We start from the raw sequence: 12,957 nt of genomic DNA, 5'->3' as shown, positions 1-12,957 counted from the left end.
ATGAAACCAAAATGCAATGATATTGATGTTACACTCACATTAAAAAGTATTTTAGACGATGATAAATGGGCTTATGTTGAATATGGTTTAGATGAGCAAACTTTAAATGCAGATTTAAGAGATTTGGAAGTTAGAGATATACTTGAAACTAGAGACATACTCGAAATTTACAAATATTATTTGAGTTCTGTGCTTGGGTTAAAAAAGAATTATTTGGGTTTTTTATTTGAGTTAAGGGATTATGCTAACGAAGTGGTTGATGTTGCTTTTGATGATTTTATAACTCAAAACAGCAATGACAGAAAAACGAGTTTTTGTAAGGCTAGTTTGAAATTAACCTATCCGCAAATGCCCGATGATATGAGAAAAAACTATGCACAAGGTTCTTTAAAAGGAGTTTTATTTGATGGCGGAGTGTATGAAACACAAATTTCATATGCCGCTCAATTTACTGATGATAAAAAGCAAGTTTATGTGGAAATTTTAGATTATTAAATGCCCTAAGTAATGAAAATTTTATTTCATTACTTTTTTATATATAAATTTTATATATAAATCAAATCGTGTTAAATCTCTTAAAACTTAAAGCAATATTCAATGCAACGTATAAAATCATCTTGCAAGTAAAAAATTCAAAATGAATCTTAAAAATATTGATTAAAAATTTTTTCTCAAAATAAAATTTCAATCACACAAAAAATTTTAATGGAAATTTCTTAAATTCTCAAGGCTTTTTAAAGCTTTTTTGATTATAATACTCTTGCCTTTTCTCGGACCTGTGCAACAATATTTTTAAGCAGCACTTCAGGGTGGGAACACAGCAGAGTACTTAAATTTAATGTGTGCCACAGTCATCTGGGAGAGGGTTTTAAATTTTGAGCTCATTTCTTAAAGCTTCGCAAAGTTCAAAGAAATTCACTCCATCTATGGTTTTGTTTTGTTTAAAAAAATTAAACATATCCATAAAGCCACTTTCAAGCTCTTTAGATTTAACCCCATAGCTTATAGAAAGTCCAGCTTCTATGAAAGCTGCAAGCTTGTCGCAATACTTCAAGGCTTTGCCATCAATCGCTCCAAATTCATCGAAATTAAAGGCGTTCAAACTTCCGCTACAAAGCTCTATGTTTGCATTTTTAAATGTGCGATTTTCAAATTCATTTTTTATAAAATGTCCCATTTTATTTCTGTCCTCTCTCATACCTAAAATATAAGAAAATTCTGTCTTAAATTTTTCGGGAATGAAGGGTAAAATTTTATCATTGATAAGTTTTATTTCGTATTCATTGATAATCTCATCAAGTCCTTCTATGCCATATTTGACAGGACTTATAATATCCCTTGTAAGACTTTCTGGCAAATCGTGAAACAAGGCACAATAAAAATTATTTTCTAATCTTTTATCACAAGCCTTGATTTTAAGAGAATAAAAATATCCTAAAATAGCCACCACAAGCATATGTCCTAAAACCGCAGTTTCTGGAATTCTTGGCGTTTGTGCCCAACGTTTTTGAAAACGAAGGCGTCCGCTTAAATCTATAATTTTAGCAATTTTTTGATTCAAAGCAATCTTTCTTGCACCTATAAGCTCATAATAATCCTCAAGCTCCTCCTCAACCTTAGCCTTAATCTCATCAATATCACTCAAAAAAGTTGAAGTTTGATAGACTATGTTAAATTCCCATCTTGTCGCAAAATAAGAAGCAGCTTTTAAAATCAATCTTTCTTTGCTAAAAGCATCGGAGTTAAAATAATTTTCAAAACGTTTTAAAAACTCTCCATCGTCAATGTTTTCTACCATACTTCCAATATGATTTAAAACCCAAGCATTAATCTTATCTTTTTTTTGACGCACGATTTGATGATACACATCAGGACGAATATCCGTCACCATAACCCGACTTAAAAATTCAAAAATTCCACCCTCAATAATCACCCTCATATCAACATTTTCTTCCATTTTAGCGATGAAATAAGCAATGATGAATTTATGAGCTTGTTTGTCAAGTTCAACTAAATTTGTCATTCTTGGATAATCATTCCAACGGCTGATAGAAGCAGCTTTAAAAATATGTTCTATAAGTTCAATGCTTATCATTTATCTGTCCTTTTTGCTTAGAATTTTAGCATAACTTTTTGCAAAAAGCTAAAAAATGAATAAGTTTTGTTATACTATGAAATTTAATTTTGATAAAGGATAAAAATGAAGAGAGCACTTTGCATTATGAGTGGCGGAATGGACAGCACTTTGTGTGCGTATTTGGCTAAAAAACAAGGCTTTAAAATCATTGCTTTGCATTTTGATTACAGACAAAGAACACAGCTTAAAGAAAAAGAATGCTTTGAAAAAATTTGCAAGGATTTGGGGGTTTATAAATCCTATATTTTAAACACAGATTTGATTGAAAATATCGGTGCAAATGCCTTGACAGACACAAAAATTCCTATCCCTAAAAATGAGCTTGGTCAAAATGAATTTCCTATCACTTATGTCCCCTTTCGCAATGGAATTTTTTTAAGTATCGCAGGGGCTTTGGCTGAAAAAGAAAAATGTCAAAGCATTTTTATCGGTGTCGTTGAAGAAGATGGAAGCAATTATCCTGATTGCACTAAAAAATTCATTAAAAAAGCTCAAAAATTCATCAATCAAGGCACAGCCATCAAGCATAAAATTTCTATCCAAACCCCTCTTATCAAATTCAAAAAAAAGGATATCGTTTCACTCGCCTTAAAAGAAAAAGTGCCTTTGGAGCTTACTTGGTCTTGTTATGAGAATAATGATTTAGCTTGTGGAGAATGTGATAGCTGTTTATTGCGTTTAAAAGGCTTTAAACAAGCAGGATTTAAAGATAAAATTGCTTATAAAATATAAGTTATTTGGGTATTTTTATAAAAAGCTCTCATTTTAAAAATTTTGGAAATGATACTTTAAGTTTAAAAAAATTTAAAGTGTCGTTAGAAATTTTTTAGTCAATATAAAAATACCGCAAATAAATTCTTTATAGTTAAATCTTTACCTTTGTTTGAATGACTTCAGTTTTAGCTTGTTCCACATAGGCATGTGTCTTAGCAAGATAGAAAGCTACGAAAATGTTTATTATCATAGCAATAAGCAAAAGCGGGGTTGTCCTTTTAATAATATCCATAGGTGAAACTTTTGCAAAACCTGCCAGAGCTAAAATTCCACCCGCAATCGGCGAGGCGGCACGTCCTAAACAAGAAGCGATTTCAATAGGCAAAACCAAAGTGATAGGAGCCACTCCAAGCTTTGCAGCAATATCCGGAGCAAGTTTTCCAAAGGCACTAAAGGCTGCTATTCCACTTCCCATAATGATAGTAACAAAATACACCAAAAAGCTTAAAACACTAATACTTAAAAGCACCGCAAACCAAGCAAATTCACCCTCTTTGCTAAAATATAAAACCCCTTGCGTTAAAAGGTCTAATCCCCCTAAAGCCTTAATGCCTTGAGCAAAAACTCCCGCAGCAATAATGATACTGACAACACTGATAAAAATTTCAGCCATAGCCCTAAAAATCACCATCATATCTTCACCAAGTTTTTTTGCGTCTTTGTGTCTTATAAATTCTATGATAAAAACAAGAGTGATGCTTATAAAATTCGCACTGACAACATCAAGTTTGATTCCTAAAAAATAAGTGGCAAATAAAAACACCACAGGCAACCAAGGAAATAAAATATAGAAAGTAGGGCATTTAGGGTCAATGATTTCTAAAGTTTGCACTTCATCATTTAAAACACCTTTGATTCTATCTTTCTTATCTATCCAAGCGAAATAAAATGGAATTAAAAGGGCTATGACAAGCACATAAGCAAGAACGCTGTAGAGTTGAAAATTTAAAAAAAGCCCGACAACATTATCTTTTTGTCCAACCATGTCCGCCATATTGATAGAATTTCCATCTTTAGGTCCATAATCAAGAGCGATTAAAGAAAGCACACAAACAGCAGTGATGGGGCGAATTTTTAAGGCAAGTAATACAGGATAAATACAGGCTAAAAGAAGCAAGAGCAAACCCGCATAACTTGAAATTACGATTTTTAAAGCCATTCCTACAACGAAGGTTCCGCTTAAGATAAGATATTTATTTTTTATTTTTCCTAAGGGTTTGTTAGCTAAAAATGCGAGTTTGGCTGAAGCATTGATGTGTTTCATATAGGCTGCAAAACCTGCAACACTCATTATGATAAGCCCAACTCCTGCGAGTTCTTTTTTAAAAGTTTGAGTGATAAAATCAAAGCTTGAAAGAAAAACATTTAAGAAGCTATCGTGCGGGAATTTTGAATTGGGAATTTGCGTGCCATTAAAATAAAAGGCAAAGATGATTAAAACCAAACCGCTAAAAAGTAAAAGAAAAATCGGATTGTATTTTTTAAAGACATAATACCCAACGATAAAAACCGCCAAAAGAGTAAAAACAACGCTCATTTAAATCTCCTCAATTGAGTTAAATACTTTAACCACCAAAAAACTCAATCAAATTTAATCTTTAAAAATACTTTGATATTTTTTTGATGTTTTTAAAGATTAAATAATAAAACATTTAACTCAAACATTAACAGACAATACACTAATAAAATATATGGTGGGACTAACAAGACTTGAACTTGTGACCTCACCCTTATCAGGGGTGCACTCTAACCAGCTGAGCTATAGTCCCTTTGGAATTTAAAAGATGAAAATTTAATTATGGTGGAGAATAGCGGGATCGAACCGCTGACCTCCTGCGTGCAAAGCAGGCGCTCTCCCAGCTGAGCTAATTCCCCTTTTGGGTATATTATAAAAACTCTAATTCTAAGATAAAAAACTAAAAAATAAGCTTAAATGACTTGGAAAGATTTGAAAAATTTTTAAAACAGATATGAGATTTATTCTTTTTAAATGTTATTTTAGAAATTTTATAGGGTATAAATTTTTATGGATTGTTTTTAATTTATACCAAGTTTTTAATAAATATTTAAAAACTTGATACTTAATGTTAGGCTAAATCATAGGATAAAAACTCAATCAATGATTTTGCAAGTGTGAAAATAGGCGAAATGAAAATGGTTTTTTAAACAGAAAAAACTTTTAAAGAAATTAAAATGCAAAAAATGAGCTTGAAACCACAACCTCACAAATTTAAATACAATGCAGATTAAATTTATATGTCAATTCTTTAAATCCTTGCATTAAAATAGACAACTTATAAGCAGGTGATTTTAGTGTTTTGTATGGGGAATTGACCCGGTTAAACGAAGAGCTGATGAATAAAGAATTATCACAAGCGACGTGAATTGATATTATATGTTAGGAGCGAAATTGAGTTTTGGAATTGATATAAAAATTTAAAGAAATTTGTAAATATTCATTTTAATTTTGTTTTTAAGCCCTAATTTAGGGCTTAAATTTTAGATTGCATTTAATTTAAAACTATGATAAAACCATACTTTTAGGCTACACTACTCTGTCAATTTGTCTTTTTTGACTTTGATTTGTTTGTAAAAAATATCGATAAAATGGACATTAAAAGACTACTATGTCAATTTTTCTTTTTTTATGTCAATTTTATTCCTCTTAAGAAAGTGGCACGATGAGTCACTTCCTTTGGTAAGTATTTGGCATAAGTTCTAAAAGTTTCATTCAAGTCCTTATGTCCTAACATCTTACAACCAACCCACATAGGCTCTTCACCTTGAGAGAGCATTAAACTTGCAAATGAATGCCTTGTATCATACAATCTCCTTTTTTCATAATTTAAATTTTCTAATAAGCGATAAAATTGTCTCATCAATGAAGTTCTTTTACTCTTAATGATAAAATCTTGTAAAGAATGTTTTTGTTTGAGTGGTAATAATTCCTCTTTGATGAGTTCTAACATATCAATGACTCTTTGAGAGGATTTAGTCTTAGGGGTATCAATGATACCTGCAACAGAAAGACTTTTAAAGATATGGATTTCATTCTTTTGAAAATCAAGGTCTTTATATTGTAGGGCTAAAATCTCACCTGTTCGAGCACCTGTAAAAAAAGCTAAAATCAAAAAAAGTCTTAAATCTCCTTGAGAATGTTTGATAAGATGTATCATTTCATTCAAGCTAAAGATTTTAAAATGTGTTTTTTGGAGATTAAGGCTTTGTTTCATTTTAGGGATGAAAAAGGGATTTTTGATAAGAGCTTCATTTTCTAAAGCATAATCAAATATGTTCTTTAAGAAAAAGCAAAGAGAGGTAATGGTTTTGGGCTTTAAATTTTGTTCTTTGAGGTTTTCTAAAAATAGAAAGCTGTGTTCTCTTTTAAAATCATCCAAATAGAAAATATTATGTTTTTCTAAAAAAGAGAGTATGGTCTTTCTTAGACTTGAATAAGTATGATTTGTATTTGCTTTTAAGAAAGATTTTTCTTTAAGTAAGATTTGGCTGATTTGGTCAAAAGTATTTGGTATGGATGGGTTTTGTTTGAAAGAATTTCTTTGTTGTTGTTCTAATTCATAATATTTTTCTTGTAAATCTTTTATGTTTTCTTCTAAAAATAAATCATAATGATTTCTTACAAAAGCAAAGCTTAGAGCGGAATAATTTAGTCCTGTAGATTTTCTAATCCTTTTCCCTTTTTTGAAATAATCAATATAAATTTTTTTACCATAAATATAGATATTTTTATTTTTAGGAAGGTTTTTCATTGTTTTCCTTTCTATTTTTGGAATTTTGTTTGATTAAATCTTTTATTTTTTTATCTTTTAATCTCTCAAATTTATTTTCTAATTTATCATTTTCCTTTTTCAAAGCAATAGCTTTTTTATAATATGCAATTTCTTGCTCAAAATCTTTATATGGAGTGTTTATTTTAGTTTCTGAAGATTCTGAAAGACTTTTTTGTTTAAGAACTATTAATAAATCTAATAGAGGTTCTATAAAAGAGGGAAATTTACTTACTCCCTCAAGCCAATGATAAAGTGTATTTTTATTGTAACATAAAAGATTCACAAACATTTCAAAATCAAATCCAGCTTCTGTTAATTTAGTTTTAAACTCTTCTTTTGTCATACTTGTAATTATACATTTTTTTTATTAATTAAAGCTTATGTTATTTTATATTTTATTTTTTTTTTTTTTTGGATTTGTTATTGTTTATTTTAATTTTATTTTTTTGTATTTTGTAATTGTTTTATATAATTTATTTTATTTTTAGTTTTATTTTTTTTGTATCTTATAATTATTTTATATAATTTATTTTATTAATTAAAGCTTATTTTTAAAAAATGTTTTTAGGTGTTTTTATAGGGCTCAATGAGCTAGAAACTTGCAGTTTCTTATCTCATTTCGTTCCTTTTCGAGCTTATAAAGCTCTCAAAGAAAACAAAGCCTTAAAGGTTTTAAGTCTTTGTTTTAGGGAGAGCGGGGAGACCCCGCAACGCCCCCTGAAAAAAGGGAAAGGAAGTTGGGGTTGGAGGGGTTGGAGGGGTGAAAAAAGTTTTTGTTTTTTTATTTGTATTAAGCTTATTTTAATGTATGTTATAGTATAATTATAATATAAAAAAAAGAGGAGAGAACTATGAGAGATTTTATTAATGTTAAACTTCACATTGATGATGTTTATAATTTGTTTGCGGATAGAGTTATTTATAATTTAGGTGATACGCCCGAAGCGGATTTATACATTAAGATGTATGAGGAGGCTATCGATGAGGGTGTTTTTGATGAGCAAGAATTAAGGGTTAATGTTATTGTGGATAACGATATACACAATTATACTCAAATTCTTTATAAAAAGGATTTAGGGGAGGAGTTTTTTAATAAGCTTTGCGGGTTTTATAAAGAGGGTAAAAAAGAGATTGATGTGAATGAGGATTTAAAAGATTTAGACTTAGAAGATTTAGAGCGTAAGGGGATGGGGAATTGGTTTTATGCTGAAAGTTTTTATATAGAGCAAATCAATGAGGATTTGGAAATGATTTTAATTAGGTGTTATTTTAATTAAGGGGGAGAGGATGAAAGCGACTTATTTAGATTATTCTGTTAAAGAATTAAAAGACTTTAAAGATGAGGAGGTTAAAAAATATTTATACAAAACTTAGAATTATTTTTCAAATAATTTTTTTAAAGCTAATGTTTGTTTAAAGGAGTAAAAAAATGAGTTTTATAAAGGATAGGGAGAGCAAAAACAAAATTTGCGTTATTAATGAGGTGATTTATTATTCAAAAAAACATCCGAACAATAAAAAAATAGCCTTTGATATGTTTTTAAGAAATATAAAAGGTTGTTTGGATGATTTAAGATTGATTGTTATTGAGTATGAGGGTGCGGAAGCTTTACTTTTAAGAGTGTGTTTTTATGATTATGAACTTTCAATCATAGAATGTTTTAGTGATTGTTTTAATGATTTTGAAGAAGATGAGGACATTAAGACTTATGAAAGGGTGATTAAAAAATTTAATATCTTTAATTTTCATAAAGGAGATTTAAAACAAGCTTGGGAGAAATGTGCTAAAGCCTTATTTGATTTTGTGGAGAAGAAAGAGCAATTTTATAAGGATTTTGAAAGGAAGGAGGAGAAATTCATTGATTATTGTTTTGATATTAAGGAGGAGAATTTGGGGGAGGAATAAAATCTTTGATTTTAGGCGTTAAAGAATGAGTTTAAAAGTGAATATAGATTAAAGGAGTAAAAATGTTAAAAAATAGTAAAAAAACTAAGGAAATTGAAGTTATGGAGGAGATTAATTTTGAAGAAGCTCAAACAAAGAATAATGAGAAAAAAGTCATTGACATTGAATTTGAAGAATTTGATGAAACAAAATTTGATGAAACAAAGAATTTAAAAGCTAAGAATGAAAATAAATACAGGTATCTTTCTTCTTATACTTTGCAAGAATTACAAAAGATGATTGAAAAAATCAATGAGGAGATTAAAGAGACGCAGAATTTTAAAAATGAACTTGAAAAGAAACTCATAAAACTTCATAAGGATAAGAGTAAGGTGCGAAAAGCTATGATTGAAAAATTGATGAAAGAGGAGAAAGAAGAATGCTTGGTAAAGATTAAAAAAACTTTATCTTAAGTATTAAACAATGATTTTAAACATTTTTTATAATGTTTAAAAATGATTAATAATATATGATTAAATGATTAATCATTGTTTTATAAGTTTTTTAAATATTTTTAATAATATTATAATATGTTATTAAAATATTTAAATGATATTTTTTAAAGGATGAAAAATGATTATTGCGGTAGTTAATGAGAAAGGCGGCAGTGGAAAGACAAGTTTAGCCATTAATTTAGCTTGTAAATTAAGCGATGAGGGTGATAAATGTGCTTTGATTGATACAGACGCACAAAAGAGTGCTAAGTTATGGGTTGAACTAAGAAAGGCAGAAAAGAAAGAACAATGTTTTAAGTATTATGATGAGCTTAATGAAAACATTAAAGGCTTTGATAGTGTTGTGATTGATACAGGCGGACGCGATTCTAAGGAAATGAGAGAGGCTCTAAGTAAAGCACATCTTGTATTAATCCCTACTTATCCCTCACAATATGACTTGGCTGTTTTAAGTAATATGATTAAGCTTTATGAGAATTTGCACAGAGAGAATTCGCGTTGTTTTATTGTGATGAATAGAGCCTTTACAAATGCTTGTTTGAAACATAAGCTTAAGGAATTTAAAGAACTTGTTAGGCATAAGATTAAAGATAAAAACATTAAAATTTTAGAAAGTGTGCTTTATGATAGAGAAAAGGTTAGAGTAGCAACAACGCAGGGCTTAGGTATCACACAAATGCAAGGGTATAGCAAAGCTAAAAAGGATTTTGAGGAGTTTTTTGCGGAATTATTAGAGGAATATAATAAAGATTAAGGAGTAAGATATGGATTTTATGAAACGATTTGCAAGTTTTAATCATTGCGATAAAGATTTTATTTGCGTTGATTTTATCCCATATTTTCGTAGGGGTTTTATCAATAAAGATAAGAAATTGATTGATTTTATTTGTGCTCATCATATACCAAAGATTAAGAGGCTCATTAAACTTATGCGAGTGATGAAACAGGAGAAAATTTTTATTAAAGATAAAAGTTTTTCTGATGATAGGAGTTTTGAGGAATATGAAATTACCTTGATGAGGGATTTAAGTTATAGGATAGGCTATGTGAAATTTATCAATGATGAGGGTGTTTTAAGTTTTCATATGTTTTTAAAACATAAAACATAAATTAATCAATGGTATAAAAATAATGATAAATGATTTAAAGGATTGTTAATCATATTTTTAATAGAATTGATTAATGTTTTTAAAATAATAAAAAAAGGATTAAAAATGAGTGTTTTAAAAAATCATTTTAAAGATATGAGTGTGGAGAAAAAGACAAAGGGCAGGACTAAAAAAACGCAAGGAAAAAGAGACAAGGTTTATTCTTTTTATTGCACAGAAGAAGAGCTTAAAGAACTTAATGCTAAGGCTGAACAAAGGCATTTGAGTCTGTCAGAATATTTTAGAATGAAAATTTTTGATTAGGATTTAGGTGATGGTTGCTTTAATTATCACAACAATATGCTTTTTAGGAGCTTGTTTGGCTGTTATCATTACACTTGCTAAAATTCAAAAGGATTTGTAAAAAAGGAGGAATAAAATGACAGAGGAAAGAGTAAGAGAAATCTTAGAAAAAGTCCTTAAAGAAAAGGAAGAAAAACAAGAAATCATTCAAAGAGGAATGACTCCACCATTACATCATGGTGTTACTTCAAAAACTGCAGATTTTACAGAGGATTTAAAAGATGAAATAACAAAGCAAGGGCTTCTTAGAGTATCTTTTTTTATTATGCTTATTCTTTTTTTGCTTTGTGAAATATATTTTGCTATCAAAATTTTGCAGTCATGCGGGTTGTTTTTATTTCTTCCCTTTAGATTATAAAATTTCTTAAATTTTTAAACGATATTTATGAAATTTTTAAGATAGTTTGGTTAGAATTATCTTGTTTGACTTCCTAAGTGTAAAACTTGGCTGAAGAATGGCTTACTTTTAGTTAAGTAACCTCCCCGACTTAGAGCGGGGGTATTTATTTTATAATATTCTCTTTTATTTTCTTTTTTATGATTTTAAAATTGTTTTTACTTACAATAAATGTTTTTGAGTTTTTCAAAAAGCTCTCTATCAATAGAGGAATTATTTAAAACAATTGACAATAAATTATCTTTTATTTCATAATCAAATTCTTCTTTTATTTTTATCCATAAAATCTCACAAATTTTATTATAAGATAATGCTTTAGTGAGTTTATTTGAAAAATAATTCCCAAAAAGACAAGTGCAAAGACATAATTTCTCACATTCACATTTAAAAGCTTGATGAGCCTTTTCTATGCTTCTATTTAAAGCCTCGTTAATTGCATCAAGCTCATGTTTTTTAAAAAGGCTCAACATAGAAATTCTTTTGCAATATTATCAATATATTTTCTTGCTTCTGCCTTATTTCTCTCACATTCTTTTTTGTATTCTAAAATTTCTTTACAAGTCAGTTCTCCTCTGCCTAAATATTCAGGTTTTCTTTTGTCTTCCCAAATTTGATAAGAATATGTTAAATTGCTAAGATACCAAGAGTCTTTTTCTCCATATTTTAACCATATAAAATCGATAACTTCTTGTGCTTTTTGAGGAATGTTCTCTTTTTGAGGAATATTTTTTATAATATAATAGGGTAAATTAGCATATTCATTCCAAATTTCCCTAACAACAGGTCCATGTTGCCACGCTTCTATTTTCTCTTCAAATAAAGGTTCTTCATATCTAAAGAGATATTCCTCTTGTGCGAAGAATAAAAGCTTTTGTAATTTGATCTTGTGTAAGCCTTCTCCATTTTCTACAGCTTCTATAGGCACTTTATTTAAAAAAGCATTAGCTATTTTTTGTGCTTTCATTTTGTATCCTTTTCTTATTCATTCCCTCTTCTTATTAATCATCTTTTGTTTTTTCAATCATTTCAAAAAGTTCTTTTATAATTTTTGGATGTAAAATTTCTCCACTATGATGTGGAATAACCATTCTATGAGAATATTTTTTATAGATTCTATGACTGCCCTTTTGTCTCTCAAGTAAAAAGCCATTTTGCAATAAGAGCTTTTCTGCTTCTTTTGCGGTTATTCTGGGTAATTCAGGCATTAGCTAAAACCATAGGAACGATTGAGGTTGTTTTATTTTCAATCATTCTTTTTTCTTCATTTTCAAGGCTTTCTAAATAAAGCTCTCCTGCTTCTTTTATGTTATTTAAAGCCTCTTCATAAGTATTGCCCTGTGAAACACAGCCCTCAAGCTCTAAAATACGAGCAAAATATCCATGTTTATCTTTTTCAATAATAACATTTAACAACATTTAAATCCTTTTTAACCTAAAATTTACAAAAAATTTTCCTTTATATTTATTCTTTTTTTTTCAATCGATTTTGTATTTTTCCTTTATTTTCTGTAGGATTGATTATATCTTTAAATTCTTTTTTTACCATAGCTCTATTCTTTTTTTCTAATATGTTTTGTTTTTCTTTTATTGCCACACTTAATTCCCATAAATCAGGGGTATCAATTTGAACAGCTTGACCCATAAAACCATCCATAAAAGCCTCTAATCTTGTCATTTTGCTTCCCTTTTTTCAATCATAACATTTAATAACATTTAAAGTCCTTTTTCTTCTAAAGCCTTTAAAGCCCATTGTATATCTTCCTCACTAGGTTCTATAATGTCTTTAAATAATTCCTCTGCTTCATCTATCATAGCTTTAAATTCTTTAAAGGCTTCTTCGCTATTTTCATTATAGAGTTTTAAAAAATCAGCCACATTTTTACTAATACCATTATGCAAATTCTCATCATCTAATATCTCATTATCGGAAGATAGATCATGGACTTGTCTTTTTTCTTTCATCACTTTTTGAAAGATTTCTCTTGCTTTTTCCTCTGTCATTTTATC

General features: G+C 29.0%; 19 protein-coding genes, 2 tRNA genes and 1 other RNA gene. 10 read left to right on the top strand and 12 right to left on the bottom strand.

What is annotated here, in order from left to right; genetic code table 11:
• A complete protein-coding gene (locus CCUN_RS07910) occupies positions 1–495 on the top strand; it encodes a hypothetical protein (protein WP_051521729.1) in 495 nt (164 codons plus the stop codon).
• A gap of 272 nt (positions 496–767) precedes the next feature.
• Positions 768–865, top strand: an RNA gene (ffs, locus tag CCUN_RS07905) — signal recognition particle sRNA small type.
• A gap of 3 nt (positions 866–868) precedes the next feature.
• Here the strand turns inward: ffs and CCUN_RS07900 are convergent.
• Complete coding sequence (locus tag CCUN_RS07900; RefSeq protein ID WP_027306021.1) at positions 869–2,095, bottom strand: HD domain-containing protein; 1,227 nt, start codon at positions 2,093–2,095, stop codon at positions 869–871.
• Positions 2,096–2,200: 105 nt separating this feature from the next.
• Here CCUN_RS07900 and queC point away from each other — a divergent pair, with 105 nt between their 5' ends.
• Complete coding sequence (queC, locus tag CCUN_RS07895; protein ID WP_027306020.1) at positions 2,201–2,869, top strand: 7-cyano-7-deazaguanine synthase QueC; 669 nt, start codon at positions 2,201–2,203, stop codon at positions 2,867–2,869.
• Positions 2,870–3,002: 133 nt separating this feature from the next.
• On the opposite strand, the gene dcuC is transcribed toward queC, so the two are convergent.
• The 5 genes from dcuC to CCUN_RS07870 all read right to left on the bottom strand — a co-directional run bounded on the left by dcuC (position 3,003) and on the right by CCUN_RS07870 (position 7,045).
• Positions 3,003–4,448, bottom strand: a complete 1,446-nt coding sequence (gene dcuC / locus CCUN_RS07890) for a C4-dicarboxylate transporter DcuC (protein ID WP_027306019.1) — start codon at positions 4,446–4,448, stop codon at positions 3,003–3,005.
• Between the two features lie 155 nt (positions 4,449–4,603).
• Positions 4,604–4,680 (bottom strand) — tRNA-Ile (locus tag CCUN_RS07885).
• Positions 4,681–4,710: 30 nt separating this feature from the next.
• Positions 4,711–4,786, bottom strand: a tRNA-Ala gene (locus CCUN_RS07880).
• Between the two features lie 770 nt (positions 4,787–5,556).
• Positions 5,557–6,681, bottom strand: coding sequence for a site-specific integrase (locus tag CCUN_RS07875; RefSeq protein WP_027306079.1), 1,125 nt, complete (start codon positions 6,679–6,681; stop codon positions 5,557–5,559).
• Positions 6,665–7,045 carry a hypothetical protein gene (locus tag CCUN_RS07870; protein WP_027306080.1) on the bottom strand — a complete coding sequence of 127 codons (381 nt, stop codon included), beginning with the start codon at positions 7,043–7,045 and terminating at the stop codon, positions 6,665–6,667. Before CCUN_RS07870 ends, CCUN_RS07875 begins: the two co-directional genes overlap by 17 nt.
• A gap of 508 nt (positions 7,046–7,553) precedes the next feature.
• On the opposite strand from CCUN_RS07870, the gene CCUN_RS07860 reads away from it, so the two are divergent.
• From CCUN_RS07860 to CCUN_RS07830, 7 genes are all read left to right on the top strand, one after another.
• Positions 7,554–7,979 carry a hypothetical protein gene (locus CCUN_RS07860; protein WP_027305927.1) on the top strand — a complete coding sequence of 142 codons (426 nt, stop codon included), beginning with the start codon at positions 7,554–7,556 and terminating at the stop codon, positions 7,977–7,979.
• Positions 7,980–8,131: 152 nt separating this feature from the next.
• Positions 8,132–8,608 (top strand): hypothetical protein, encoded by a 477-nt coding sequence (locus CCUN_RS07855; protein ID WP_027305928.1) that lies wholly within the window; start codon positions 8,132–8,134, stop codon positions 8,606–8,608.
• Positions 8,609–8,670: 62 nt separating this feature from the next.
• A complete protein-coding gene (locus CCUN_RS07850; protein WP_027305929.1) occupies positions 8,671–9,060 on the top strand; it encodes a hypothetical protein in 390 nt (129 codons plus the stop codon).
• Positions 9,061–9,220: 160 nt separating this feature from the next.
• The gene (locus tag CCUN_RS07845) at positions 9,221–9,856 is read left to right on the top strand and encodes a ParA family protein (RefSeq protein ID WP_027305930.1); all 636 of its coding nucleotides are present in this window, start codon (positions 9,221–9,223) and stop codon (positions 9,854–9,856) included.
• A gap of 10 nt (positions 9,857–9,866) precedes the next feature.
• Positions 9,867–10,211: a hypothetical protein gene (locus tag CCUN_RS07840; protein ID WP_027305931.1), complete on the top strand. Its 345-nt coding sequence runs from the start codon at positions 9,867–9,869 to the stop codon at positions 10,209–10,211.
• A gap of 105 nt (positions 10,212–10,316) precedes the next feature.
• Complete coding sequence (locus CCUN_RS07835; RefSeq protein ID WP_035175854.1) at positions 10,317–10,514, top strand: plasmid mobilization protein; 198 nt, start codon at positions 10,317–10,319, stop codon at positions 10,512–10,514.
• A gap of 115 nt (positions 10,515–10,629) precedes the next feature.
• A complete protein-coding gene (locus tag CCUN_RS07830) occupies positions 10,630–10,911 on the top strand; it encodes a hypothetical protein (RefSeq protein WP_027305932.1) in 282 nt (93 codons plus the stop codon).
• Positions 10,912–11,108: 197 nt separating this feature from the next.
• On the opposite strand, the gene CCUN_RS07825 is transcribed toward CCUN_RS07830, so the two are convergent.
• Genes CCUN_RS07825 through CCUN_RS07800 form a run of 6 tightly spaced genes read right to left on the bottom strand, consistent with a single transcriptional unit; the run spans position 11,109 to position 12,951 of the window.
• Positions 11,109–11,420 carry a hypothetical protein gene (locus tag CCUN_RS07825; RefSeq protein ID WP_085296677.1) on the bottom strand — a complete coding sequence of 104 codons (312 nt, stop codon included), beginning with the start codon at positions 11,418–11,420 and terminating at the stop codon, positions 11,109–11,111.
• Positions 11,414–11,914: a Panacea domain-containing protein gene (locus tag CCUN_RS07820; protein ID WP_051521721.1), complete on the bottom strand. Its 501-nt coding sequence runs from the start codon at positions 11,912–11,914 to the stop codon at positions 11,414–11,416. The genes CCUN_RS07825 and CCUN_RS07820 overlap by 7 nt, the downstream gene beginning before the upstream one ends.
• Positions 11,915–11,948: 34 nt before the next feature.
• Positions 11,949–12,155 (bottom strand): type II toxin-antitoxin system HicA family toxin, encoded by a 207-nt coding sequence (locus CCUN_RS07815; RefSeq protein WP_027305934.1) that lies wholly within the window; start codon positions 12,153–12,155, stop codon positions 11,949–11,951.
• Positions 12,148–12,366: a type II toxin-antitoxin system HicB family antitoxin gene (locus CCUN_RS07810; RefSeq protein ID WP_027305935.1), complete on the bottom strand. Its 219-nt coding sequence runs from the start codon at positions 12,364–12,366 to the stop codon at positions 12,148–12,150. The genes CCUN_RS07815 and CCUN_RS07810 overlap by 8 nt, the downstream gene beginning before the upstream one ends.
• A gap of 46 nt (positions 12,367–12,412) precedes the next feature.
• The gene (locus tag CCUN_RS07805) at positions 12,413–12,625 is read right to left on the bottom strand and encodes a hypothetical protein (protein ID WP_027305936.1); all 213 of its coding nucleotides are present in this window, start codon (positions 12,623–12,625) and stop codon (positions 12,413–12,415) included.
• A 38-nt stretch (positions 12,626–12,663) separates the two neighbouring features.
• A complete protein-coding gene (locus CCUN_RS07800; protein ID WP_027305937.1) occupies positions 12,664–12,951 on the bottom strand; it encodes a hypothetical protein in 288 nt (95 codons plus the stop codon).
• Between the last annotated feature and the right edge of the window lie 6 nt (positions 12,952–12,957).

Origin of the sequence: Campylobacter cuniculorum DSM 23162 = LMG 24588 (assembly GCF_002104335.1) — a bacterium.
Taxonomy (GTDB): domain Bacteria; phylum Campylobacterota; class Campylobacteria; order Campylobacterales; family Campylobacteraceae; genus Campylobacter_D; species Campylobacter_D cuniculorum.
This window is presented reverse-complemented; position numbering and strand designations above follow the sequence as displayed.